Origin of the sequence: Bradyrhizobium tropiciagri (genome assembly GCF_018130545.1) — a bacterium.
In the GTDB taxonomy this organism is placed as follows: domain Bacteria; phylum Pseudomonadota; class Alphaproteobacteria; order Rhizobiales; family Xanthobacteraceae; genus Bradyrhizobium; species Bradyrhizobium tropiciagri_A.
This window is the reverse complement of sequence record NZ_JAFCKF010000008.1, coordinates 149,383-172,914: the sequence shown is the minus strand read 5'-3', so window position 1 is coordinate 172,914 and position 23,532 is coordinate 149,383. Positions and strand designations below refer to the sequence as shown.

21 protein-coding genes and 1 other RNA gene are annotated in these 23,532 nt (G+C 65.2%); 10 read left to right on the top strand and 12 right to left on the bottom strand.

What is annotated here, in order from left to right:
- Window positions 1–68: 68 nt before the first annotated feature.
- The 3 genes from truA to def all read right to left on the bottom strand — a co-directional run bounded on the left by truA (window position 69) and on the right by def (window position 2,402).
- Complete coding sequence (truA, locus tag JQ616_RS30775) at window positions 69–806, bottom strand: tRNA pseudouridine(38-40) synthase TruA (RefSeq protein WP_212021226.1); 738 nt, start codon at window positions 804–806, stop codon at window positions 69–71.
- On the bottom strand, window positions 806–1,741 hold the full coding sequence (gene fmt / locus JQ616_RS30770) for a methionyl-tRNA formyltransferase (protein ID WP_212021218.1): 936 nt from the start codon (window positions 1,739–1,741) through the stop codon (window positions 806–808). Before fmt ends, truA begins: the two co-directional genes overlap by 1 nt.
- 133 nt (window positions 1,742–1,874) lie before the next feature.
- Window positions 1,875–2,402: a peptide deformylase gene (gene def, locus JQ616_RS30765; protein ID WP_212021217.1), complete on the bottom strand. Its 528-nt coding sequence runs from the start codon at window positions 2,400–2,402 to the stop codon at window positions 1,875–1,877.
- Between the two features lie 170 nt (window positions 2,403–2,572).
- Here def and JQ616_RS30760 point away from each other — a divergent pair, with 170 nt between their 5' ends.
- Window positions 2,573–3,793 carry a DNA recombination protein RmuC gene (locus tag JQ616_RS30760; protein ID WP_212021216.1) on the top strand — a complete coding sequence of 407 codons (1,221 nt, stop codon included), beginning with the start codon at window positions 2,573–2,575 and terminating at the stop codon, window positions 3,791–3,793.
- 355 nt (window positions 3,794–4,148) lie between these two features.
- Complete coding sequence (locus JQ616_RS30755) at window positions 4,149–5,522, top strand: AmpG family muropeptide MFS transporter (protein ID WP_212021215.1); 1,374 nt, start codon at window positions 4,149–4,151, stop codon at window positions 5,520–5,522.
- Window positions 5,523–5,749: 227 nt separating this feature from the next.
- Here JQ616_RS30755 and JQ616_RS30750 read toward each other — a convergent pair whose 3' ends face one another.
- The 5 genes from JQ616_RS30750 to ffs form a co-directional block, all read right to left on the bottom strand.
- The gene (locus JQ616_RS30750; protein ID WP_212021214.1) at window positions 5,750–6,178 is read right to left on the bottom strand and encodes a hypothetical protein; all 429 of its coding nucleotides are present in this window, start codon (window positions 6,176–6,178) and stop codon (window positions 5,750–5,752) included.
- A 239-nt stretch (window positions 6,179–6,417) separates the two neighbouring features.
- Window positions 6,418–7,023, bottom strand: coding sequence for a recombination mediator RecR (recR, locus tag JQ616_RS30745; RefSeq protein ID WP_163160808.1), 606 nt, complete (start codon window positions 7,021–7,023; stop codon window positions 6,418–6,420).
- Window positions 7,024–7,120: 97 nt separating this feature from the next.
- Window positions 7,121–7,441, bottom strand: coding sequence for a YbaB/EbfC family nucleoid-associated protein (locus JQ616_RS30740; RefSeq protein WP_076864531.1), 321 nt, complete (start codon window positions 7,439–7,441; stop codon window positions 7,121–7,123).
- Between the two features lie 21 nt (window positions 7,442–7,462).
- Window positions 7,463–9,301 (bottom strand): DNA polymerase III subunit gamma/tau, encoded by a 1,839-nt coding sequence (locus JQ616_RS30735; RefSeq protein WP_212021212.1) that lies wholly within the window; start codon window positions 9,299–9,301, stop codon window positions 7,463–7,465.
- Window positions 9,302–9,410: 109 nt separating this feature from the next.
- An RNA gene (ffs, locus tag JQ616_RS30730) (signal recognition particle sRNA small type) lies at window positions 9,411–9,507 on the bottom strand.
- Window positions 9,508–9,617: 110 nt separating this feature from the next.
- Between ffs and JQ616_RS30725 the strand changes: the two genes are divergently transcribed.
- The 4 genes from JQ616_RS30725 to JQ616_RS30710 all read left to right on the top strand — a co-directional run bounded on the left by JQ616_RS30725 (window position 9,618) and on the right by JQ616_RS30710 (window position 12,680).
- A complete protein-coding gene (locus tag JQ616_RS30725) occupies window positions 9,618–10,037 on the top strand; it encodes an HIT domain-containing protein (RefSeq protein ID WP_212021210.1) in 420 nt (139 codons plus the stop codon).
- Between the two features lie 6 nt (window positions 10,038–10,043).
- The gene (gene nudC, locus JQ616_RS30720; RefSeq protein WP_212021208.1) at window positions 10,044–10,994 is read left to right on the top strand and encodes an NAD(+) diphosphatase; all 951 of its coding nucleotides are present in this window, start codon (window positions 10,044–10,046) and stop codon (window positions 10,992–10,994) included.
- Between the two features lie 161 nt (window positions 10,995–11,155).
- On the top strand, window positions 11,156–12,103 hold the full coding sequence (locus JQ616_RS30715; RefSeq protein ID WP_212021206.1) for a sugar kinase: 948 nt from the start codon (window positions 11,156–11,158) through the stop codon (window positions 12,101–12,103).
- Between the two features lie 76 nt (window positions 12,104–12,179).
- Window positions 12,180–12,680, top strand: coding sequence for an Lrp/AsnC family transcriptional regulator (locus tag JQ616_RS30710; protein ID WP_212021204.1), 501 nt, complete (start codon window positions 12,180–12,182; stop codon window positions 12,678–12,680).
- 237 nt (window positions 12,681–12,917) lie between these two features.
- Here JQ616_RS30710 and JQ616_RS30705 read toward each other — a convergent pair whose 3' ends face one another.
- The 4 genes from JQ616_RS30705 to hrpB form a co-directional block, all read right to left on the bottom strand.
- Entirely contained in the window at window positions 12,918–14,417 is a 1,500-nt protein-coding gene (locus JQ616_RS30705; protein WP_212021202.1) for a phosphomannomutase/phosphoglucomutase, read from the bottom strand.
- 286 nt (window positions 14,418–14,703) lie between these two features.
- A complete protein-coding gene (locus JQ616_RS30700; RefSeq protein ID WP_249137482.1) occupies window positions 14,704–15,216 on the bottom strand; it encodes a TIGR02281 family clan AA aspartic protease in 513 nt (170 codons plus the stop codon).
- Between the two features lie 189 nt (window positions 15,217–15,405).
- Complete coding sequence (locus JQ616_RS30695; RefSeq protein WP_212021200.1) at window positions 15,406–16,857, bottom strand: NCS1 family nucleobase:cation symporter-1; 1,452 nt, start codon at window positions 16,855–16,857, stop codon at window positions 15,406–15,408.
- Window positions 16,858–17,162: 305 nt separating this feature from the next.
- On the bottom strand, window positions 17,163–19,631 hold the full coding sequence (gene hrpB / locus JQ616_RS30690; protein WP_212021198.1) for an ATP-dependent helicase HrpB: 2,469 nt from the start codon (window positions 19,629–19,631) through the stop codon (window positions 17,163–17,165).
- A 217-nt stretch (window positions 19,632–19,848) separates the two neighbouring features.
- On the opposite strand from hrpB, the gene JQ616_RS30685 reads away from it, so the two are divergent.
- The 4 genes from JQ616_RS30685 to JQ616_RS30670 all read left to right on the top strand — a co-directional run bounded on the left by JQ616_RS30685 (window position 19,849) and on the right by JQ616_RS30670 (window position 23,480).
- Entirely contained in the window at window positions 19,849–20,916 is a 1,068-nt protein-coding gene (locus JQ616_RS30685; protein ID WP_212021196.1) for an acyltransferase family protein, read from the top strand.
- A 234-nt stretch (window positions 20,917–21,150) separates the two neighbouring features.
- Window positions 21,151–21,762: a sigma-70 family RNA polymerase sigma factor gene (locus JQ616_RS30680; RefSeq protein ID WP_212021194.1), complete on the top strand. Its 612-nt coding sequence runs from the start codon at window positions 21,151–21,153 to the stop codon at window positions 21,760–21,762.
- A gap of 412 nt (window positions 21,763–22,174) precedes the next feature.
- Window positions 22,175–22,882, top strand: a complete 708-nt coding sequence (locus tag JQ616_RS30675; RefSeq protein ID WP_212021192.1) for a cytochrome c biogenesis CcdA family protein — start codon at window positions 22,175–22,177, stop codon at window positions 22,880–22,882.
- A gap of 19 nt (window positions 22,883–22,901) precedes the next feature.
- Window positions 22,902–23,480 (top strand): thioredoxin family protein, encoded by a 579-nt coding sequence (locus tag JQ616_RS30670; protein ID WP_212021190.1) that lies wholly within the window; start codon window positions 22,902–22,904, stop codon window positions 23,478–23,480.
- Window positions 23,481–23,532: the final 52 nt, after the last annotated feature.

Genomic DNA, 23,532 nt, shown 5'->3' with positions numbered 1-23,532 from the left:
ATACCAGATACAGTCCGTAGGATGGTTAGAGCGTAGCGAAACCCATCCTACGAGACCATTCAGGCGGCCTAGTAGTCCACCCGCATCAGATAGAGCCCGTCCGGCGGCGCGACGGGGCCGCAGGCGGCGCGGTTGCGGGCGGCGAGCGCCCCGGCGAGATCGTCCGCGCTCCAGCGGCCTTCGCCGACCCAGACCAGCGAACCCACCATCGAGCGCACCTGGCTGTGCAGGAACGAGCGCGCCGAGGTCACGATGTTGATCGCACTGCCCTCGCGCGTGACGTCGAGCTGGTCGAGCGTCTTCTCCGGCGACTTGGCCTGGCACTCGGTGTCGCGGAAGGTGGTGAAATCATGCTTGCCGAGCAGGCGCTGCGCGGCCTCGTGCATCGCGTCGGCATCGAGCGCGCGCGGCACCCGCCAGACCCGGCCGATGTCGAGCGCGAGGTTCGCGCGGGTGTTGGTGATGCGATAGAGATAGTGCCGCTTGATCGCCGAGAACCGCGCCTCGAAATCGTCGGGCACGATATCGGCCGCGAGCACGGCGATCGGATTGGGCCGCAGATGCGCGTTGAGCCCGTCGCGAAAGCGGCCGGGCGGAAAATGCTTGGCGATGTCGCAATGCGCGACCTGGCCGCGTGCATGCACGCCGGCATCGGTACGGCCGGCACCATGGACCCGCACCTCCTCGCCGCAGATCGCCTTGACCGCCGTCTCCAGCGCGCCCTGCACGGTCGGCGCGGTATCCTGGATCTGCCAGCCGGAGAACGGCGTGCCGTCATATTCGATGGTGAGCTTGTAGCGGGGCATCAGCTGAGCTGCGCGGGCGGCTTCAACGGCGTGCCGCGCAAGAAGTCCGCCGCCTTCATCGGCCCCTTGCCGGCGCGCTGCAATTCGAGAATCCGGATCGCGCCGTCGCCGCAGGCGATCGCAAAATTATCGTCGAGCACATCCCCCGGCGCGCCCGTGCCTTTCGCCAATTCGCAGCGCAGGATCTTCAGCCGCACCGGCTCGCCTTCGCCCGCGAGCTCGCACCAGGCGCCGGGGAACGGCGATAGCCCGTGAATATGCCGCAACACCGCGTGCGCCGGCTGCTTCCAGTCGATTCGCGCCTCGGCCTTCTCGATCTTGGCGGCGTAAGTAACACCGTCCGCGCTCTGCCTGGTCAGCTGCAAGCCGCCGCGCTGCAGCCCGCCCATCGCGCGCACCATCAGATCGGCGCCGAGCGGCGCCAGCGCGTCGTGCAGGTCGGACGCCGTCATGCTGTCCGTGATCGGCAGCCGCTCGGCCATCGTGACGTCGCCGGTGTCGAGGCCGACATCCATCTTCATCACCATCACGCCGCTCTCGGCATCACCAGCCATGATGGCGCGGTTGATCGGCGCAGCGCCGCGCCAGCGCGGCAATAGCGACGCATGCAGGTTGAAGCAGCCGAGCTTCGGCGCGTCGAGAATCGCCTGCGGCAGGATCATGCCGTAGGCGACGACGACGGCGGCGTCCGCGTCATGCGCGCGAAACTCCGCGAGCGCTTCATCTGTCTTCAGCGTCTTCGGCGTCAATACGGGAATGCCGAGGCGACGCGCCTCCTGCTCGACCGGCGTCGGCTGCAATTGCAGGCCGCGCCGCCCGCCCGGCTTCGGCGCGCGGGTGTAGACGGCCGCGACCTCATGGCCGTGGGCCACGAGTTCCAGCAGCGTCGGCACCGCGAAATCGGGCGTGCCCATGAAGATCAGGCGGAGAGGCATCAGGCAGGGCTCGATGATAGTTGGAGTGCTCCGTCATGCCCGGGCTTGTCCCGGGCATCCACGTTTTCGGCCACAGCGAAGCAAGACGTGGATGGCCGGGTCAAGCCCGGCCATGATGCGAGAGCAACCGCGCCTACTCCGCCGCGCGTTTGGCGGCCTTCTCGAACTTCTTGAACACGCGGTCGCGCTTCAGCTTCGACAGATAGTCGACGAACAGCACGCCGTTGAGATGGTCGATCTCGTGCTGGATGCAGGTGGCGTAGAGCCCCTCAGCATCCTCCTCGTGCAGCTTGCCGTCGAGGTCGGTGAAGCGCAGGCGCACCCGCGCCGGGCGCTCGACCTCCTCGTAATATTCGGGGATCGACAGGCAGCCTTCTTCGTAGACCGACAGCTCGTCCGAATGCGACACGATCTCCGGATTGATGAACACCCGCGGCTGCGGCGTGGTCTCGCCGTTCTCGTCGCGCTTGGCGAGGTCCATGGTGATCAGGCGCAGCGGCTGCGCGACCTGGATCGCCGCAAGCCCGATGCCGGGCGCGTCGTACATGGTCTCGAGCATGTCGTCGGCGAGCTTGCGGATCTCCGGCGTCACCTTCTCGATCGGTTTCGACACCAGCCGCAACTGCTTGTCCGGCAGGATGATGATTTCTCGTAATGCCATGGCGGCGATTTAAGCCGCGGGCCTGATGCGGTCAATGCGTTCAGGAACCAGTTAAGACAGCCTTAACCACGTTTCTTCACGCCCGATTAACCAAGAAAGTTCGGAAAGCATTTACCATAAGCGTTCCCTCTTCGTTCGCGCCCGGTCGCGAATCGGCTACAACGGACGCCATGAACGAGATTCTGCTGATGATTGGCGACCTCCCGGTCCGCGTCTCCGACGCGCTGATCGGCCTTGGCGCGCTGGCGCTGATCCTGCTGTTCGCCATCGCCGTGGTGATCGCCCGCGGCAGCCGGCGCGGCGCGGAACTGGCGATGGCCCAGGCCATTCGCGCCGACGAGCTGGAGGAGCGGCTGGCCGACATGCTCCGCGCCCAGAGCGAATCCTCCGGCCGGGTCGACGCCAAGGTTGATGCCTTCGCGCAGGCGCTAGCCGGCCGCCAGGCCGAGATGGCCCGCGCCGTCAACGAGCGGCTGGACTCGGTGACCCACCGGGTCGGCCAGTCGATGGAGCAATCGACCCGCAACACGATGGATTCGCTCCGCGTGCTGCATGAGCGGCTCGGCATCATCGATCACGCCCACAAGAACCTCAACGAGCTCACCACCCAGGTGACGACCTTGCGCGACGTGCTCGCCAACAAGCAATCGCGCGGCGCGTTCGGCCAGGCGCGGATGGAGGCAATCGTCCAGGACGGCATGCCGAAGGGCTCGTTCGAGTTCCAGTACACGCTGAGCACCGGCAAGCGACCGGACTGCGTCGTGTACCTGCCCGACCAGCGCCCGCTCTGCATCGACGCGAAATTTCCGCTGGAAGCGATGACCGCGCTGCACGATGCGCGCAGCGACGAGGAACGCAAATTCGCCAGTCAACGGCTGCGCGCCGACGTGCTGAAGCATGTCAGCGACATCGCGGAGAAATATTTGATCCCGGGCGAGACCCAGGACACCGCGCTGATGTTCGTGCCGTCGGAATCGGTCTATGCCGAAATCCATGACGGCTTCGACGACGTGGTCCAGAAAGCCTATCGCGCCCGCGTCGTGCTGGTGTCGCCCTCGCTGTTGATGCTGGCGATCCAGGTGATGCAGCAGATCCTGAAGGACGCCCGGATCCGCGACGCCGCCGACCAGATCCGCAACGAGGTAATGCATCTCGGCGATGACCTCGGCCGGCTGCGCGAGCGCGTGCTCAAGCTGCAAAATCACTTCGGCCAGGTGAACGAGGACGTCAGGCAGATCCTGATCTCCGCCGACAAGATCGAGAAGCGCGCCGGCCGCATCGAGGAACTCGACTTCAGCAAGTCCGAGACCCCGATCGAGGTGCCACGCTTCGTCAAGCCCGCCGCCACCGACCTGTTCCCCGCCCCGCGCAAGCTGCAGGCGGGGGAGTAGGCGTTGCCTTAGGGGTTGTTTGGCGCGTTCGCACCACCCAATCGGTGTCATCACCCGGCTCGACCGTCGCCCGGTCAAGCCAGGCGATGGCAGACGTGGGGAACAAGGTTGTCTCCACTTGTCGTCCCTGCGAAAGCAGGGACCCATATGCCGCGGCTTTCGTTGCTGCGGGGTTCGTTGTTCCAACATCGCCAACCACCGCCATTCGTGGTTATGGGTCCCTGCTCCCGTGCGCAATTGCGCACTCGGCAGGGACGACATCGAATTTGGCGTGGCGTCCCCGCCAACCTTTTGATGTCAGCGCCCGCCGGGCGATGACAGTCTTTTTGCGGTCGAATCTGGTAACAACAACCCTATGACCGCACCTGAAGCCACGTCGGACGGATCTACCAAACCGGTCCCAGCGTCCGCCACCTCCTGGCGCGATAGCTTCGCTGTGTACTTGCAGCCACGGGTGCTGATCGTGCTGCTGTTGGGCTTCTCCTCGGGCCTGCCGCTGGCGCTGTCGGGCTCGACGCTGCAGGTCTGGATGAAGGAGGCCGGGGTCGATCTCGGCACCATCGGACTGCTGGCGCTGATCGGCACGCCCTACACGCTGAAGTTCCTCTGGGCGCCGCTGGTCGATGCGCTGCACGTGCCGCTGTTCACGCAGGTGTTCGGGCGCCGCCGCGGCTGGCTGCTGCTCTCGCAGTTACTCCTGATCGCAGCGATCGTGGTGCTCGCTGTGGCCGATCCGGCGCGATCACCATGGTTTGCCGCGTTTGCCGCGCTCCTGGTCGCAACGGCGTCGTCGACGCAGGACATCGTGGTCGATGCGTTCCGCGTCGAAAGCCTGCCGGAGAGCGAGCAGGCTGCCGGCATGGCGTCCTATGTCGCGGCCTATCGCGTCGGCATGCTGGTCTCGACTGCGGGTGCGCTGTTCATCGTCAGCGGCTTCGAATCCGCCGGCCTTGCGCGCCCGTCGGCGTGGATGTGGGGCTATATGGTGATGGCCGCGCTGGTCGTGATCGGTATCGTCACCGCGCTTGCCGCGACCGAGCCGCCCCAGTCGAAAGGCGCGGAGGAAGCCACGCACGCGCAGAACGCAGCGGAGCGCGTGCTGCACGCGGCGCTCGGCGCATTCTCCGAGTTCCTTAGCCGCAAGGACGCACTTGCGGCGCTCGCCTTTGTGGTGCTGTTCAAATTCACCGACGCGTTTTCAGGCACCATGACTGCGCCGTTCGTGATCGACATCGGCTTCTCCAAGGTCGATTACGCTGCGATCGTGAAGGGCGTCGGCCTCGCCGCAACCCTGATCGGCGGCTTTGCCGGCGGCTTCGTGGCGCGGCGCTATTCGCTGGCGTCGAGCCTGTGGATCGGCGGCGTGCTGCAGGCGGTCGCCAACCTGTCGTTCTCCTGGCTCGCCCATGTCGGGGTCGATCAATGGGCGCTGGCGCTCGCGATCACCGCGGAGAATTTCACCAGCGCGATCGGCACCGTGATCTTCGTCGCCTATCTCTCGGCGCTGTGCCGCAATCCGCTGCACACCGCGACCCAGTATGCGCTGCTCACCGCACTCGCGGCGGTCGGGCGCACCTACCTGTCGTCGGGTGCCGGCTATATCGCCAAGGCGGTCGGCTGGCAGGTGTTCTTCGTGATCTGCGTGCTGGTCGCGATCCCGAGCCTGATCCTGCTGGCCTGGCTGCAACGCCGTGGGCACTTTGATGAGCTGGGGCCGGTGCGGGTTTAGCTCGACTGTCGTAGCCCGCCACCGGGTCGCCCGCCTGAACTCTCTCCGCGTCGTCCTGGCGAAAGCCAGGACACATAACCACCGCACTTGGTTGTGAACGGGATTCTGGCCTCAGCGTCGCGCAATAACGGATAGTTGGGGTAATGGGTCCTGGCTTTCGCCAGGACGACGATGCGGACGGTTCAGGATGCCAAACAACTCGTTCGCTGACACCGCGATTGAGCCGGTTACTTCGCGACCACGCTCCACTTGGTGACGATGGCTTCGCTCATCTCGCCGGCGTCCTTGGCGCAGGCGACCTCGTCGACCTTCACCGAGATGGCCTTGCCGGAGAGGCTTTTGAGCTGCGCGGCCTGGGCGTCGTTGGTCGGAATCAACTGGAAGGTTTCCGGCCCGGTTTCGAGGTTGCACAGACCGTTCGGCGGCGGCAGGCGGCGCGGCTCGCTGGTGATCTGGTAGGTCGCGACGCGCTTGCCGCGATTCTTGGTATCGCGCACCTTCATGACGCCGAGTTCCCCCGACAGCACGTCGCCGGCGTGAATGATCTTGCCGGGCTTCTGCGGCGCGTCGCTCTGCTGCGCGATCGCGCCGGGCGCGGCGAAAATTGCCGCGAGACACGCAAAGCCCAAGCGTACGCCGAATCGGTGTGTCGTCATTTGCCGTGGTTCCGTATTTGATTCGTCAGAGTGTGGATGACCATCCCCGAATCGTCATCCACCCTATCATTTTGTTTCAGTGCGATCTTTTCGACTTGTGACGGATCGCCTGGCGAAGTCCGTCGCGTCTGGCTTCCAATCGCGCTAAGGCGCGATGAGATGAATCGTCATCGCGCCTTAGCTCTTTGTTTGAGCATGATCTTTTCGGAAAACCGCTTCGCACTTTTCCGGATCATGCTCTAAAACAGCGTCCGCTGCCGCATGGCAGCCGATAGCGTACCTTCATCGAGGTAATCAAGCTCGCCACCGACCGGCACGCCATGCGCCAACCGCGTGACCCGCACATTGGCCTCCGACAACAGGTCGGTGATGTAATGCGCGGTCGTCTGGCCATCGACGGTCGCATTCAGCGCCAGAATGATCTCACTGACTTCGGGCGCATGCGCGCGCGCCACCAGCTGATCGATGGTGAGATCCTGCGGACCGACGCCGTCGAGCGGCGACAGCGTCGCGCCGAGCACGTGATAGCGGCCATTGGTCGCATTGGCGCGTTCCAGGGCCCAGAGATCGGCGACATCGGCGACCACGACGATGATCGCGGGATCGCGGCGCGGATCGGTGCACACCGTGCAGGGGTTTTGTGTATCGATGTTTCCGCAGGTCTTGCAGACCTGGATCTTGTCGATCGCGACCTGCAGCGCCGCCGTCAGCGGCGTCATCAGCGCTTCGCGCTTCTTGATCAGATGCAGCGCCGCGCGCCGCGCCGAACGGGGACCTAAGCCCGGCAGCCGCGCCAGCAACTGGATCAGGCGTTCAATCTCGGGGCCGGCAACGCTCGCAGCCATTAGAGCATGATCCGGAAAAGTGCGATGCGGTTTTCCGAAGAAAGCATGCTCAAACAAAGAACCAAAGCACGATGATTCATCTTGATCTCGCCGAGCTCTAGGTCGGACCAAATCCCGGCGGCAGGCCGAGCCCGCCGGTCAGTGCCATCATCTTCTCCTGCATCGCCGCCTCGGCCTTGCGGCGAGCATCGCCATGCGCGGTGACCAGCAAATCCTCGAGCACCTCGCGCTCCTCCGGCTTCATCAGCGACGGATCGATCTTGATGCCCTTCACTTCCATCTTCGCGGTCATGCGCACCGCGACCAGGCCGCCGCCGGAAATGCCTTCGACCTCGACATTGCCGAGCTGCTCCTGCATCTCCTGCATCTTGGATTGCAGCTGCGCTGCCTGCTTCATCATGCCGAGAAAATCAGCCATGCGTGCGTTCCTATAACCGGATCAATCGTCGTCGCTGTCGGAAGTTTCAATCGGGTCCTCGCCGGTCGCAACCGGAACCTCGGCGGCAAGGCGGCGGACCTCGATCACCTTGGTGCCGGGGAAGCGCGCCAGCACCTCCTGCACGCGCGGATCGGCTTCCGCAGTGCGCTGATGCTCGCTGCGCGCCAATTCGTTCTGCGAGCGCACCGTTGGCTGGCCGGCCTCGTTGGAGATGATCACGGTCCAGCGCCGCCCGGTCCACAGTTCGAGCTTGCGCGGCAGGTCGGTGATGAGCGCGCGCTGCGCCTTCGGCTCCATTGCGATCTCGAGCTGACCGTCTTCGATGCGCACCAGCCGCACATCGGCCTCCAGCGCGCTCTTGGTCATGATGTCGCGCTTTTCGCCGGCGAGCGCGATCAGCTGCGGGAAGCTCGTGATCCGCAGCGCCGGCGCGGCATTGCCGGCCGGTGCCGCCATCTGCGGGCGCGCGGCAAGATCGGCGCGCGGCGCACCCTGCGGTGCGCGTACCGGCGCCGACGACGGCATGGCTGACATCGCCGAGGCCGGTGCGCCGCGTGACGGGGACGATGCGGCGGAGCCTGATGTCGCGGGCGCGGCGCCGCCGCCGTTCTCGATCATCATCCGGATCGCTTCATCCGGCGTCGGCAGGTCGGCGACATAGGCGATCCGCACCAGCACCATCTCGGCGGCGGCGGCCGGGCGCGTCGCGGTCTGCACCTCGGCGATGCCCTTGAGCAGCATCTGCCACATCCGCGATAGCACCCGCATCGACAGTTTTGCGGCGAACTCACGCGCGCGCACGCGCTCGGTCTCGCCGAACGCGACATTGTCTGCGGTCGCCGGGATGGCTTTCACGCGGGTAACGAAATTGACGAACTCGGCGAGGTCGGACAGCACCACGACCGGATCGGCGCCGACATCGTACTGCGCACGGAATTCGGTGAAGGCGCTGGCGAGATCGCCGCGCGCCAGCGAATCGAACAGGTCGATCACGCGGGTGCGGTCGGCGAGGCCGAGCATCTGCCTGACCGCGTCGGCCTTCACATTGCCGGCGGCGTGCGCGATCGCCTGGTCGAACAGCGACAGCGAATCGCGCACCGACCCCTCGGCCGCGCGCGCGATGATGCCGAGCGCCTCGGGCTCGACCTCGACGCCTTCCTTGGTCGCGATGTTGCCGAGATGCTTCATCAGCACGTCGGCCTCGACGCGGCGCAGGTCGAAGCGCTGGCAGCGCGACAGCACCGTGATCGGCACCTTGCGGATCTCGGTGGTGGCGAACACGAACTTGGCGTGCTCCGGCGGCTCCTCCAGCGTCTTCAGGAAGGCGTTGAACGCCGCCGTCGACAGCATGTGGACTTCGTCGATGATGTAGACCTTGTAGCGCGCGCTCGCCGGCGCATAGCGCACGCTGTCATTGATCTGGCGGACGTCGTCGACGCCGGTGTGCGAGGCGGCATCCATCTCCAGCACGTCCATGTGCCGGCTTTCCATGATCGCCTGGCAGTGCACGCCGAGGTCGGGCATGTGGATGGTCGGCCCCTTCACCGAGCCGTCCGGCTTGGCGTAGTTCAGGGCGCGGGCGAGGATGCGGGCGGTGGTGGTCTTGCCGACCCCGCGGACGCCGGTGAGGATCCAGGCCTGCGGAATCCGCCCGGTCTCGAACGCGTTCGAGACGGTGCGGACCATGGCCTCCTGGCCGATCAGATCCTCGAAGCTGGAGGGGCGGTATTTGCGGGCGAGGACGCGGTACGGCTTGGCGGCATCGGGCGCTGTACCGAGATCGAAACCGCTCTGGTTTGCGCCGTCGGACGGTTGGGAGGGGTCGCCAGCGTCATTCATGCGTCGATCCGCAACTTGGGTGTCTCTTCAGCCGGCGTGCGGATAGGAGCCGAAATCGAGCGCCGGGCGCGGAGACCGCCATTCCAGCGCGATTCGCTCGGAAAAACAGGTAGGAGACTGACGAGCGACCCGATCCGGACCTCGTTAGGGCTGCTTCCTTCCGGACCTGACCCGGTTGGCGAGTGGCTCGTCCACCGCCAATCTCCCGGTCCCTATTTGGGGCCAAAACCGCCGGAAAGCAAGCGGCCTGACCGGCTTTGTAGGGCTGGCTTTGTGGGGCTTGTCTGGGAACACGGAAAGGCATTATTTGCCCCTCATGCCCGCCTCCAATTGGTCGCTGCATTCGCAGCTCAACAAAGACACCATCGACATCGGCGACCTGCCGCTGTGCAAGGTGCTCGTCATCAAGGATGCGCATTATCCCTGGCTCTTGCTGGTGCCGCGGCGCGACGGCGCGGTCGAGATCATCGACCTCGACGAGGTCGAGCAGGCGCAGCTGATGACCGAGATCACCCGCGTCTCGCGGGCCCTGAAAGAGGTCACCAAATGCGACAAGCTCAATGTCGCAGCGCTCGGCAACCTCGTCCCGCAGCTTCACGTCCATGTCATCGCACGCCGCACCAGCGACGCTGCATGGCCGCGTCCCGTTTGGGGCGTGATGCCGCCGCTGGCGCATGACGCCGAGGAAGTGCAGAATTTCATCAGCGCGCTTCGCCGCAAGATCTGGTTGGGTTGAAATTCAATGTCCGCATCCGATTCATTTCCGCTCGGCCAGCCGGCCTTCGTCACCCATGTGCTCGACCGCGCCGCGCATCTGCGCACCAGTGACGAGAAACTGTTCGCGCTGGAGAGCCACCGCGAAGCCCGCGCCTATGTGATCTACCGCGACTCGCTGGTCGTGAAGCAGGAGGATGGCGGCGCCCGCGCGCTGCTCTCGCTGGAGGAGGCGCGCGGCTACGGCGCCAATCCCGGCACGATCTTCCTCGGCCTGCGCGACGCGGCGCCGATCTTCGGCATGGGGATCGCGCCGCAGGCGGCCGAGAAGCTGGTCGGGCGCGGCGACGTCGCGATCACCGAATTGCGCGGCATGGCGATGCAGGGCGTGGTGCCGCCCGAGCAGCTCTCCGCGATCGCGATGGCGAAATCGATGGTGACCTGGCATCAGCGCCACGGCTTCTGCCCGAACTGCGGCACCCGCACGGCGATGAAGGACGGCGGCTGGAAGCGCGAATGCCCGAGCTGCAAGGCCGAGCATTTTCCGCGCACCGATCCGGTCGTGATCATGCTGGTCACTTCAGGCGACAAGGTGCTGCTCGGACGCCAGAAGCAGTTCATGCCCGGGATGTATTCCTGCCTCGCCGGCTTCGTCGAGGCCGCCGAGACCATCGAGGACGCGGTCCGGCGCGAGATCTTCGAGGAGTCCGGCATCCGCTGCACCGACGTCAATTATTACATGACGCAGCCCTGGCCCTACCCGTCATCACTGATGATCGGCTGCACCGCGCGCGCGACCAACGAGGACATCGTGGTCGACCGCACCGAATTGGAAGATGCGCGCTGGTTCGACCATGCCGAGGCGACGCTGATGCTCAAGCGCCAGCACCCCGACGGCCTTGCCGGCCCGCATCCGTTTGCGATTGCCCATCATTTGCTCGGCCGCTGGGTGCACCACCGAAACCCGCTGGACCAATAGCGGGAACCGGACATCGTTCTGCCGATTAGACTGGTCACAACTTGTGCCAGTTGGAGCATGATCCGGAAAAGTGCGAAGCGGTTTTCCGGAAAGATCATGCTCAAACAATGAGCTAAGGCGCGATGACGATCGCGCGTGGAACCATTGCGACGGATCCCTGCATGAATTTTCAAGACGGCGCCCCGAAAATCCCGCCCCGTATCCTCTGCATCGGCCTGCCGGTGCGCGACCTGACGTTCCGCGTCGGCGTTCCGGCCCGCGGCTCCAAGGAGAACGCGACCCATTTCGAGGAGATCTGCGGCGGCAACGCGCTGAACGCCGCGATCGGCATCGTCCGGCTCGGCGGCCGCGTCTCGATCTGCGGACCGATGGGCGATTCGCGGGAGACCTCGAGCCGCTACATCTTCGACAAGCTCGGCCAGGAAGGTATCGAGACCAACCATCTCATCCACATGCCTGATCTGGTGACCCCGATTTCGGCGATCATGATCGACGACACCGGCGAGCGCACCATCGTCACCTTCCGCGACCCCGAGCTGTGGAAGGTCAAGCTGCCGCCGACCGACCTGTTGCTGGAGGATTGCGCGGCGATCCTGACCGAGAGCCGCTGCGCGCCGTTCTGCACCGAGCTGTGCGCCGAGGCCGTCAAACGCGGCATTCCCGTGGTGGTCGACGTCGACCGCGCGATGTCGATGCGGGAGGGGCTGCTGACCGCCTCCTCCCATTTGGTGTTCTCCAGCGAGCCGCTGCAGGAGACCGCCGACGTCACCGATGACGGCCAGGCGCTGCACAAGCTCGCCAAGCTCACCCCCTCCTTCCTGGCCGGCACCCGCGGGCCGATGGGCACGATCTGGCTCAATGAGCAGGGCGAGCTCGAGGAAACCCCTGCGTTCCCGGTCCACACCGTCGACACGCTCGGCGCCGGCGACGTCTTCCACGGAGCGTTTGCGCTGGCGATCACCGAGAAGCAGGAGCTGCGGCAGGCGCTGCGCTTCGCGTCCGCCGCCGCAGCGCTGAAATGCACCCGCTTCGGGGGCGCTTATGCCGCACCGCAACGTGCTGAAGTTGAAGCGTTTTTGGGCGAGCACGCCGAGGCCCGGCCAGCCTGACCGGCTAGGAACCGCTTGCGCGAGAAGATTTTTCTCTATATGAGGGATATTGATCCTTCATATGGAACTTTCTTCTATGTCCGAACTCGCCGTTCAGCTTCATGACAATAATCGCCGCCTCGACGCCATCGATCGCAAGATCCTGACCGTGTTGCAGGAGGATGCCTCGCTCTCCGTCGCCGAGATCGGAGACCGGGTCGGGCTGTCGTCGACGCCGTGCTGGAAGCGGATCCAGCGGCTCGAGGCCGATGGCGTGATCCTGCGTCGCGTGGCGCTGGTCGACCAGAACAAGATCGGGCTCGGGATTTCGGTGTTCGTCTCGGTCGAGAGCGCCGACCATTCGGAAGCCTGGCTGCGCAAATTCGCCGATGCGGTCAGCGCCATGCCCGAGGTGATGGAGTTCTACCGGATGGCCGGCGACGTCGACTACATGCTGCGCGTCGTGGTCGCCGACATGCAGGCCTATGACGTGTTCTACAAGAAGCTGATCAGTGCCGTGCCGCTGAAGAACGTCACCTCGCGCTTTGCGATGGAGAAGATCAAGTCGGTGACCGCGCTGCCGGTGCCGGCGGCGTAAGCATCCCGCCCAACTGTCATCGCCCGCGCGGGATGACAGCGACCTCACACACGATCGTCGTCCTGGCGAAAGCCAGGACCCATAACCACGATAGTTGATGGTGAACGGGATCGTGGCCCCGGCACCGCACAACAGGACTCATTTGGGGTAATGGGTCCTGGCTTTCGCCAGGACGACGATGAGGATGGCGCTGGATTCAAGATGTCGGACGACTCGTTCGCTCGCGGCGGTCCCGCCTCAAATCTTCTGATTGTACTCGCCGACCTCGGGATAGGTGCGCAGCACGGAATCCATTGCCTCGAACATGTCGCGCATGCGCTGTTCGCTGACCGGGCTCTCGACCACGACCACGAGCTCCGGCTTGTTCGAGGATGCACGCACCAGGCCCCAGCTGCCGTCCGCGACCGTGACGCGCACGCCGTTGACGGTGACGAGATCGCGGATGTTCTGGCCCGCAACCTTGCCGCCGTTCTGCTGCAACGCCTCGAAGTGCTTCACCACGGCGTCGACCACGCCGTACTTCGTCTCGTCGGCGCAATGCGGCGACATGGTCGGCGACGACCAGGTCTTCGGCAGTGCGTCCTTCAGATCGGCCATCGACTTGCCGGGCGCACGGTCGAGCATCTCGCAGATCGCGATCGCCGACACCAGGCCGTCGTCATAGCCGCGGCCGAACGGCTTGTTGAAGAAGAAGTGGCCGGATTTCTCGAAGCCGGCGAGCGCACCGAGCTCATTGGTGCGGCGCTTCATGTAGGAATGGCCGGTCTTCCAGTAGACAGTCTTGGCGCTCTGCTTCTGCAACACCGGATCGGTCACGAACAGCCCGGTCGACTTCACGTCGACGACGAACTGTGCGTTGGCGTTGATCGCCGACATGTCGCGCGCCAGCATCACGCCGACCTTATCGGCGAAGATCTCCTCGCCGGTGTTGTCGACCACGCCGCAGCGGTCACCGTCGCCGTCGAAGCCGAGACCGACATCGGCCTTGTGCGCCAGCACCGCATCGCGGATCGCGTGCAGCATCTCCATGTCTTCCGGGTTCGGATTGTATTTCGGGAAGGTGTGATCGAGCTCGGTGTCGAGCGGAATCACCTCGCAGCCGATCGCCTCCAGCACCTGCGGCGCGAACGCGCCCGCGGTGCCGTTGCCGCAGGCCGCGACGACCTTCAGCTTGCGCTTCAGCTTCGGCCGGTTGGTGAGGTCGGCGATGTAGCGTGCCGGATAACTCTCGTGAAACTGATAGGAACCGCCGGCGCTATTCCTGAACTCCGCGTTGAGCACGATCTGCTTCAGTCGCGTCATCTCGTCGGGACCGAAGGTGAGCGGGCGGTTGGCGCCCATCTTGACGCCGGTCCAGCCATTGTCGTTGTGCGAGGCGGTGACCATCGCGACGCAGGGCACGTCGAGATCGAACTGCGCGAAATAGGCCATCGGCGTCACCGCCAGCCCGATGTCATGCACCTTGCAGCCGGCCGCCATCAGGCCCGAGATCAGCGCGTATTTGATCGAGGCGGAATAGCCGCGGAAATCGTGGCCCGTGACGATCTCCTGCTTGACGCCGAGCTCCGCGATCAGCGCGCCGAGCCCCATGCCCAGCGCCTGCACGCCCATCAGGTTGATCTCCTTGTTGAACAGCCAGCGCGCGTCGTATTCGCGAAACCCGGTCGGCTTCACCATCGGCTCGGATTCGAAGGCATAGGTGTTCGGGACCAGCGCGGATTTCGGCTTGGGAAACATGGGTCGGCCTTATGGTCGTATGCAGAAAGACATCGCCGCAGCCTTTAGCGAATGGGCAGGCCGGGCGAAAGGTTGGATTGCGGCTGGTGGCCGACAATTACGGCGGAAATGGGCGATGACTATCCCTAATCGTCGTCCCGGCGAAGGCCGGGACCCATACGCCGCAGCCGGCGCAATGGGCACGCGGCGAGACGGTTTTCTAACAACACCCATTCGTGGTTATGGGTCCCGGCCTCCGCCGGGACGACAGCGAGTTTGTTGCACGGTGCCCCGTGCGGATGGGCTCTTATTGCTCCAGCAATAATTTGCCATTGGCGTATTCGAAGCGCTTCAGCTTCGACAGGAAGGACAGGCCGAGCAGGTTTTCCGACAGCGCCTCGTCGGGCAACACCAGGGCGTCGACGTCGCGCACGGTGATGCCGCCGATCTCGACCATGGCGAGACGGGCGCGGGCGGCCTTGATGGTGCCGTTGGCGGTGGTGACGCGCGAGGTGTAGTCGCCCGGCACCGGACGCAGGCCGAAGCGCGCGGCCGAGGTCTCGTTCAGGGCAACCACGGAGGCGCCGGTGTCGACCATGAAATTGATACGCTGGCCGTCGATCCGGCCGTCGGTCGCGAAATGACCGCGCGGATCGGGCGCGATGCTGAGCGTGCGGGCGCTGGCCTGCGCCACCGTGACGGCGGGGGCGACGGTCTGCTTGGTGGTGGTCGCGGCGGCGGGCGACATCTTGCTGGCCATCTGGGCCATGAAGGTGCCCAGCCCGATCAGGATGGCCGCGAAAATCATCAGGTTACGCATGACACCAACTCGGAGAACCGAACACGCAATTTCACCACGCCGCTCGTCCCGCCGCGAGCAAGCGCGGCAGCGCGAGCCTGCCATTTTGGCGAAAAGGATGAGCGAAGAGTTAATGCGAGCCCAAAGTGGCGGCCGAATGCTGTCGGCCGCCTGCCAAAGCAGCAAATTTGACGGCCCTCAGGCCGTCCTTCAGGCGGTTTTGGCAACCGGGCTCGGCATCGCAACACGCAGCGCGTAGTAGACCGCCCCTGCGATCGCGACCCCGAAGAACCAGCCATAGACCGCCCACCACGCCGGCAGGATCGAGGTGAAGTTCGGCAGCACCGACGAGAACAGCGCGCCGACGGCAGCCGCGATCAGCGCGCTGACGTTCCAGCCGTTCTGGAAGCGATACTCGCCGTTCTCTTGATAGAGCGCCGGCACGTCCACCCGGCCTTTGGCGATCAAGTAATAGTCGACCATCATGATCCCGTAGATCGGCCCCATGGTCGCGCCGATCAGCCCGACGAACGAGGCCGCGCTGCCCTCCCAGGGCGCGAACGGATACAGCGCCAGTGCGATCAGCGCCGCGATGTAGCCGCCCTTCTTGAAGTCGATGTGGCGCGGAAACACGTTGGAGAAATCGAACGCCGGCGAGACGAAATTGGCGACGACGTTGATGCCGAGCGTCGCCACCGCGAAGGTGACCGCGGCGAGCAGCGCCAGGAACCAGCTGTCGAACTTCGCCGAGATCTGGTCGGGATGCAGCAGCACCTCGTGATAGACGTTGAAGGCTGCGATCGTGGTGACGCCGGCGACCAGCGAGAACAGGATCAGATTGACCGGCAGGCCCCAGATATTGCCCTTGCGCAGCGCGTGGACGTCGGGCGCGTAGCGCGAGAAGTCGCAGAAGTTGAGATAGAGCGCGGCGAAATAGGTGATCCAGGTCGCGGCGACGGCGCACAGCGCCGGGAACGAGCCGGGCACCCCGGGCACGCCGGCCTCCTTGGTCTTCTCCAGCAGCACGTCCTGCGGGATCGGCGCGGTCAACGAGATGCCGCCCGCCGTGACGCAGAGATAGATCGCGAGGATCAGCATCATCAGCCACACCGCCGGTCCCGCCCAGTCCTGGAAGCGCCGCACGGTCTCCATGCCGCGCTGGATGATCAGCAGTTGCAGCGCCCAGATCACGACGAAGCAGATCACCTCGAGCGTGGAATGGCCGAGCATGTGGCTCGATTGGTGGAACGCCTTGAAGCCGTCGATGCGGGTCAGCAGCGCGACGATCGCGCCCGAGGCCGCCGCGGTCTGCGCGCCGTACCAGAAGCAGGCGACGATGGCGCGCACCAGCGCCGGAATGTTGGCGCCCCAGACGCCGAACGAGGCCCGCGCCAGCACCGGATAGGGCACGCCGGTCCGCACCCCGGCGTTGCCGATCAGGCTCATCAGCACGAAGATCACCAGCGAGCCGACGCCGATCGCGAGGATGAAGTTGACGAAGCTGCCGCACAGCAGGAACAGGCTGGCGGCGAGATAATAGCCCCACAGGCTGTGCACGTCCGAGGTCCAGACGTTGAAGATGCTGAAGGCGCCCCAGTTGCGTTCCTTGGCCGGCGCCAGGTCTTCATTGTACAGCGACGGCGATGCGTTCTTGATCTCCATGGCGGCGTCCCCAAGATGCGAGCCCGTGATCCCGACGCATAAATCTAACCACCGTTTGCCGGCGCTTGCCAGCGCATCCGATCGGGTATGAGCAGGAAAAGAGACACTCCCTGTCGTCCCGGCGAAGGCCGGGACCCATAACCACAAATGTCAGTTGTTGCGCGACGTTGGAACGACGAGTCCCGTCCACAACACCGGCCGCGGTGTATGGGTCCCGGCCTTCGCCGGGACGACGAACGAGAGAAATGCGACCTTCGGGTGCAACAGCGCGAAACGTTGCACGAACGCTGAGGCGTTAGCGCAGTTCAAGTGCCGCGCGGTTTCACGCGCCGTGTCGGCATCGCGCTGGCGGGATCTTCCGGCCAGGGGTGGCGCGGATAGCGGCCGCGCAGGTCGGAACGCACGGCGGCGTAACTGCCGCGCCAGAAACCCGGCAGATCGCGCGTCACCTGCACCGGCCGCTGCGCCGGCGACAGCAGTTCCAGCACCAGCGGCACCGCACCCTTGGCGATCGAGGGATGGGTGTTGAGTCCGAACAATTCCTGCAACCGCACCGCGATGGTCGGGCCCTGCTCGGCCTCGTAATCGATCGCGAGCTGCGTTCCGGTCGGCGCCTCGAAATGCGTCGGCGCCTCGCGATCGAGCCGCGCGCGTAGTTCCCACGGCAGCAACGCCATCAGCGCGTCCGACAGGTCACCGGCCGACAGGTCCTTCAGCGCGGTCTTGTCGTAGAGTGCAGGCACCAGCCAGTCGTCGGGCCGCGCGGCAAGCGCGGCATCGGACAGATCGGGCCAGCTGTCGTCCTCGGCCTTGCGCAGGAACATGATTCGGTCGCGCCACTGTTTGGCTTGCTTCGACCACGGCAGGCGGTCGAGCCCGGCCGCGATCAGGCCGTCGGCGAACACGCGCGCAGTCTCGGACGATGGCTTGAGCGACATCGGCGCCTCCGAGAACGTGATCGCGTGCAGCGAACGGCGGCGGCGCGCGCGCAGCGCCATCGCGCCGCGGTCGAAGGTCACCTCTTCGATCGTCTCGATCTGGTCGGCGAAGCGCTGCTCGATCTCCTCCTGGGTGATCGGCGCCGCCAGCAGGATGCGGCCGCTCGCGGCCGTGCCGGTCAGCTCGGCAACCGCAATGTAAGGCAGCCGCGCCAGCGCCGCGGTCTGCTCGACGGCGGCGCCGCGGCCATTGGCCAGCACGAAGCTGCCATTGCCGCGGTTCTTCGCGACCCGATCCGGAAACGCGAAGGCCAGCATGACGCCGGTCGAGAGTTCCTTTTGCTCGACAACCGGCACCTTCACCTGCGAGGCCCAGCGCGCGGCCATGCTGCGCGCGCTCGAAGCCCGCTGCGAACGATCTCGGCGGAACTGATCGAGCCTGTGGTCGAGATCGACGCTGTCGCCGCCGAGCCCTCGCTCGGTCAGCACGGCGGCGATCTCGGCGGCCTCCTCGCCCATGCCGAAACGCGCGGAATCGACGATCATGCGCGCCAGCCGCGGCGGCAGCGCCAACGCACGCAGGCTCTGGCCTTCCTCGGTGATGCGGCCATCGCCATCGAGCGCGCCGAGCTCTGACAGCAGCGATTTGGCTTCCTTCAGCGCCGGCCCCGGCGGCGGGTCGAGGAAGGCGAGGCTTGCGGGATCGCTGACGCCCCATTGCGCGAGGTCGAGCACCAGCGAGGACAAATCGGCGGAGAGAATCTCGGGCGCGGTATAGGCCGGCAGCGATGCGGTCTGCGGCTCGTCCCAGAGCCGGTAGCAGACGCCGGGCTCGATACGGCCGGCGCGGCCGCGGCGCTGGTCGACCGCGGCGCGCGAGGCCCGCACGGTCTCGAGCCGGGTCAACGCCATGTCAGGCTCGTAGCGCGGTACCCGCGCCAGGCCGCAATCGACCACGATGCGCACGCCCTCGATGGTCAATGAGGTCTCGGCGATTGACGTCGCCAGCACCACCTTTCGAATGCCTTTCGGCGCCGGCGCGATGGCGCGGTCCTGCACGGCGGCATCGAGCGCGCCGAACAGCGGCACGATCTCGACCGAGGCGTCGTGCACGCGCTCCGCGAGGAACGTTTGCGTGCGACGGATTTCGGCTGCGCCCGGCAGAAACGCGAGCACCGAGCCGGCATCGGCGCGCAGCGCGGTCGCGATCGTCTCGGCCATCTGTCGCTCCACCGGCGCGTCGACCTTGCGGCCGACGTAACGGGTCTCGACCGGAAAGGCGCGGCCCTCGCTCTCGACCACGGGTGCATCGCCGAGTAGCTTTGCGACGCGCGCGCCGTCGAGGGTCGCCGACATCACCAGGATGCGCAGATCCTCGCGCAGGCCGGTTTGCGCGTCGCGCGCCAGCGCCAGGCCAAGATCGGCATCGAGCGAGCGCTCGTGGAATTCGTCGAACAGCACCGCGGCGACGCCGTTGAGCTCGGGATCGTCAAGGATCTGCCGCGAGAAGATACCCTCGGTGACCACCTCGATCCGCGTCGCGCGCGACACTTTGGAGCCGAAGCGCACGCGATAGCCGACGGTCTCGCCGGGACGCTCGCCGAGCGTCTTCGCCATCCGCTCGGCACTGGCACGCGCGGCGATGCGGCGCGGCTCCAGCACGATGATCTTCTTGCCTTTGGCCCAGGGTGCATCGAGCAACGCCAGCGGCACGCGCGTGGTCTTGCCGGCGCCGGGCGGCGCGACCAGCACGGCGGCATTGTGGCGATCGAGCGTGCGGTCGAGCTCATCGAGCACGGCGTCGATCGGCAGCGGGCTATCGAATTGGTGCGGCAAGGAGTCTCATCGCAGGCCACGGCCCTCGGCCAGCCCAGCGTCCTGTGGTTAACGAGCGTCGGATTCTCTTAGGATTTCCGGGGCTCTTAGACCATTCGCCTGGTCCAGGGAACCGGGGAAAGAGCGGGGGTTAAGCTGGCACATCCCTTGTACTGATAAAGGAGAAAGCAACCGATCGGGCCGATGATAGGCCCGATCACGCCGAAACGGGACAAGGATGACCACAAACGGCACAATCGCTGCGACAGCTCGTTCCCCCGGGAACGCGAGCGCGCGCGTCGATTGGGTCGACTATGCCAAGGGCATCTGCATCATCATGGTTGTGATGATGCATTCGGTGCTGGGGGTCGAGAAGGCCGCCGAGCAGACCGGCTTCATGCATTATGTCGTGATGTTCGCCAAACCGTTCCGGATGCCGGACTTCTTCATGATCTCGGGACTGTTCCTGTCGGTCGTGATCAATCGGGACTGGCGCACCTATCTCGACCGCAAGGTGATGCACTTCGCCTATTTCTACGTGCTGTGGGTGACGATCCAGTTCGGCTTCAAGGCACCGTTGCTGGCCGCCGAGGCCGGTTGGGCCGAGGCCGGGCGGCAATACCTCATCGCCTTCGTGCAGCCGTTCGGCACGCTGTGGTTCATCTACCTGCTGCCGATCTTCTTCGTCGTCACCAAGCTGACCCGCAACGTCCACCCGCTCGTGATCTGGCTGATCGCGGCCACGCTGGAGTCGGCGCATGTCACGACCGGCTGGTACGTGATCGACGAGTTCAGCGCCCGCTTCGTCTATTTCTATACCGGCTATGTCCTGGCCGATTACGTGTTCGCGCTGTCCGACCGCGCGCGGTCGCGGCCTGCGCTTGCCCTGCTCGGGCTTGGGCTGTGGGCCCTCGTCAATGGTGGCCTGGTGGCGCTCGATGTCAGCGAATGGCCGATCGTTTCGCTGGCGCTAGGCTTTGCCGGTGCCTGCGCGATCATCGTGACCGGCACGCTGCTGGCGCGCAGGCATTGGCTCGGCTTCCTGCGCTTCTGCGGCGAGCATTCGATCGTGATCTATCTCGCCTTCTTCCTGCCGATGGCTGCGACCCGCACGCTGCTGCTGCGATTCGATGTCATTCCCGACATCGGGCTGGTCTCGCTGATCGTGACCGCGGCCGGTGTCGCCGGTTCGCTCCTGATCTGGCGGCTGGCGCTGGCGGTTCGGGCCACTTTCCTGTTCGAACGGCCTGACGCCTTCTGGATTGCCCCGAAAAAGGCAGCGACCGCTTTGCAGGCGGCCGAATAGTGCCAAAAGTCATGGCGCGGATTCGTTCCAACCGGGACGATTCCAGCCTCCTGGAATTTCCCCCCGTTGAAATTACTGACTTTTCGGTCCCGAATGTTTCGTCGTCCCGCCGGCGACGAAACAATTCTCCCGGTCACGAAACCATTTTCCGCTTTTCGCGCAGACATCCGGAAACGGGCGGTAACTAGCTTTCTCCCAACGAACTGCCGCCTAACGGCGAACTGGGAGCCTGTCATGCCGAACGTCATCGCCATCAACGCTGCAGCCGCGAAACATATCGAAGCTGCCCGCGCGACCTCGGATGAAACGCTGCTCGCGCGTATCGCAAAGAATAACCGCACCTCGATGCACACGCTTTATGCCCGCCACAACGTCCGGGTTTACCGCTTCGTGCTCCGGATGGTGCGCGACACCACGATGGCCGAAGACCTGGTCAGCCAGGTCTTCCTGGACGTCTGGCGCACCGCAGCCCAGTTCGAGGGCCGCTCGCAGGTCTCGACCTGGCTGCTGTCGATCGCCCGCTTCAAGGCGCTGACCGCGCTGCGCCAGCGCAAGCATGAGGATATCGACCAGGACGACGTGCTGGAGATCGCCGACGGCGCCGACACGCCGGAAACCTCGCTCGATCGCGCCACCACCAGCGAGATCCTGCGGGCCTGCGTCGCCAAGCTGTCGCCGGCCCACCGCGAGATCATCAATCTGGTCTACTACCATGAGAAGTCGGTCGAGGAGGCCGGGCAGATCATCGGCATCCCGCAGAGCACGGTGAAGACCCGCATGTTCTATGCCCGCAAGCAGCTCGCCGACCTCCTCCGGGGCGCCGGCGTGGACAGCGTTGCGGCGTAAAGCGACGGCATATCAATAGCTTAAAAGGAGATCGCGCAATCCGGCCAATTGTCCACGAAGCCGAAAAAGTCCGGCGACGAAACAATTGAAACAATCGACGACATCACCCGGAAAAACGCGATCTCTATACCCATATCCAACGACGCAACCCCAACCCAATTCACTGAACCAGTTTCGACGCTTCCTAGTTCTAACCTCCCAAGTAAACCTCCAACGACCCGGCCGGGATGCCCCTCAGCCGGGTCGCTCTGTTTTTGGCGCGCGTTTGTGAGGCCGGACACGCGTCGTGTCACACAGACGTGACGGCGCCTGCGATCGCCGCACAGTAACGGCCGCCCCGTCCTTCCGAAGATCATCAGGCGTACCCGGCACGGCCCTCTGGCGCGCCGGGACTTCTGATGGACGGACGACGATGCTCAGCCTTGCCCCTGCCCTTACCTTGGCCCTGCTTGCCGGTGTCGCCACCGTCGCCGCGCCCTGCACCCTGCCGATGCTGCCGATCCTGCTTGGGGTATCGATAGGCCAGACCGGCAAGGCGCGGCCCGCGATGATCGCGCTCGGCTTCGTGATGTCATTCTCTGCGGTGGCATTGCTGCTGAGCGCGATCACGCGCGCCTTCGATTTCGATCCCAACCTGCTGCGGACCGGCGCAGCGATCCTGCTCGCGGGCTTCGGCCTGTTGATGATCTGGCCGGCGCCGTTCGAATGGCTGGCGATCCGGCTCACCGGCACCGCCGGCAATCTCGGTCGGGCCGCGCCGTCGCCGAGCCTGTTCGGCGGCTTCGTGCTCGGCTCGACGCTCGGCCTGGTGTGGACGCCCTGCGCCGGTCCGGTGCTCGGCTCGATCCTGACCATCGTCGCGACCTCGAAGGATACCGCATGGGCAAGCCTGCAGCTCGTGACCTACGCGATCGGCGCCGCGATCCCGATGCTTGCCATTGCCTATGGCGGGCAGGCCGTCACCACCCGCGTGCGTAGCCTGGCGCGGATCGCGCCGCGCCTGCAGCAAGGCTTCGGCGTCGTGATCATCGGCTTCGCCGCGCTGTCCTACCTGCAATACGACACGCTGATCGTGGCGTGGCTGACCCAGTTCTATCCCAACGGCCAGATCGGCCTGTGAGCCCAACAAGGAGAGTACAATGTCCCTGCGCATGATTGCCGTATCCGCTGTGGTCGCGGGCCTTGGTCTCGGCGGCGCCGTCATCCCCGGTCTCTGCACTGAATCCGACACGCCGACCGTGCCGGTGCCGAGGGCCGTCGCCATGACGACCGAACAGAGTCAGGCTGCGCCCGAATTCACCGGGATCAGCAACTGGTTCAATTCGCAGCCGCTGAAGCTCGCCGACCTGCGCGGCAAGGTCGTGGTGGTGGATTTCTGGACCTATGGCTGCGTCAACTGCGTCAACACGCTGCCGCACGTCACCCAGCTTTATTCAAAGTACCGGGATCGCGGCCTCGTCGTGATCGGGGTGCACACGCCGGAATTCCCATTCGAGCGCTCGGCCACCAATGTGCAGGCGGCGCTGAAGCGGCACGGCATCCTCTATCCGGTGGCGCAGGACAACAATTCGCAGACCTGGAACGCCTACGGCAACCAGTATTGGCCGGCGCAATACATCATCGACCAGAACGGCAAGATCGTGTTCCAGCACGCCGGCGAGGGCCAGTACGACGAGATCGACCGCACCGTCGCGCGGCTGCTCAACGCGAGCAGCTAGTGGCGAAGCAGACAGGGATATCGCCTTGTGACGCGGAGCGGACACTCAGTTG

Bases quoted from the DNA above. Each gene is read 5' to 3' on its own strand.
- JQ616_RS30685 (WP_212021196.1), top strand. From the start codon at position 19,849: ATGACCACAAACGGCACAATCGCTGCGACAGCTCGTTCCCCCGGGAAC.
- JQ616_RS30750 (WP_212021214.1), bottom strand. From the start codon at position 6,178: ATGACGACACACCGATTCGGCGTACGCTTGGGCTTTGCGTGTCTCGCG.
- def (WP_212021217.1), bottom strand. From the start codon at position 2,402: ATGGCATTACGAGAAATCATCATCCTGCCGGACAAGCAGTTGCGGCTG.
- JQ616_RS30695 (WP_212021200.1), bottom strand. From the start codon at position 16,857: ATGGAGATCAAGAACGCATCGCCGTCGCTGTACAATGAAGACCTGGCG.
- JQ616_RS30710 (WP_212021204.1), top strand. From the start codon at position 12,180: ATGTCCGAACTCGCCGTTCAGCTTCATGACAATAATCGCCGCCTCGAC.
- JQ616_RS30705 (WP_212021202.1), bottom strand. From the start codon at position 14,417: ATGTTTCCCAAGCCGAAATCCGCGCTGGTCCCGAACACCTATGCCTTC.
- JQ616_RS30755 (WP_212021215.1), top strand. From the start codon at position 4,149: ATGACCGCACCTGAAGCCACGTCGGACGGATCTACCAAACCGGTCCCA.
- JQ616_RS30740 (WP_076864531.1), bottom strand. From the start codon at position 7,441: ATGGCTGATTTTCTCGGCATGATGAAGCAGGCAGCGCAGCTGCAATCC.
- JQ616_RS30670 (WP_212021190.1), top strand. From the start codon at position 22,902: ATGTCCCTGCGCATGATTGCCGTATCCGCTGTGGTCGCGGGCCTTGGT.
- truA (WP_212021226.1), bottom strand. From the start codon at position 806: ATGCCCCGCTACAAGCTCACCATCGAATATGACGGCACGCCGTTCTCC.
- nudC (WP_212021208.1), top strand. From the start codon at position 10,044: ATGTCCGCATCCGATTCATTTCCGCTCGGCCAGCCGGCCTTCGTCACC.
- JQ616_RS30760 (WP_212021216.1), top strand. From the start codon at position 2,573: ATGAACGAGATTCTGCTGATGATTGGCGACCTCCCGGTCCGCGTCTCC.
- JQ616_RS30680 (WP_212021194.1), top strand. From the start codon at position 21,151: ATGCCGAACGTCATCGCCATCAACGCTGCAGCCGCGAAACATATCGAA.
- JQ616_RS30725 (WP_212021210.1), top strand. From the start codon at position 9,618: ATGCCCGCCTCCAATTGGTCGCTGCATTCGCAGCTCAACAAAGACACC.
- recR (WP_163160808.1), bottom strand. From the start codon at position 7,023: ATGGCTGCGAGCGTTGCCGGCCCCGAGATTGAACGCCTGATCCAGTTG.
- JQ616_RS30715 (WP_212021206.1), top strand. From the start codon at position 11,156: ATGAATTTTCAAGACGGCGCCCCGAAAATCCCGCCCCGTATCCTCTGC.
- JQ616_RS30700 (WP_249137482.1), bottom strand. From the start codon at position 15,216: ATGCGTAACCTGATGATTTTCGCGGCCATCCTGATCGGGCTGGGCACC.
- fmt (WP_212021218.1), bottom strand. From the start codon at position 1,741: ATGCCTCTCCGCCTGATCTTCATGGGCACGCCCGATTTCGCGGTGCCG.
- JQ616_RS30735 (WP_212021212.1), bottom strand. From the start codon at position 9,301: ATGAATGACGCTGGCGACCCCTCCCAACCGTCCGACGGCGCAAACCAG.
- JQ616_RS30675 (WP_212021192.1), top strand. From the start codon at position 22,175: ATGCTCAGCCTTGCCCCTGCCCTTACCTTGGCCCTGCTTGCCGGTGTC.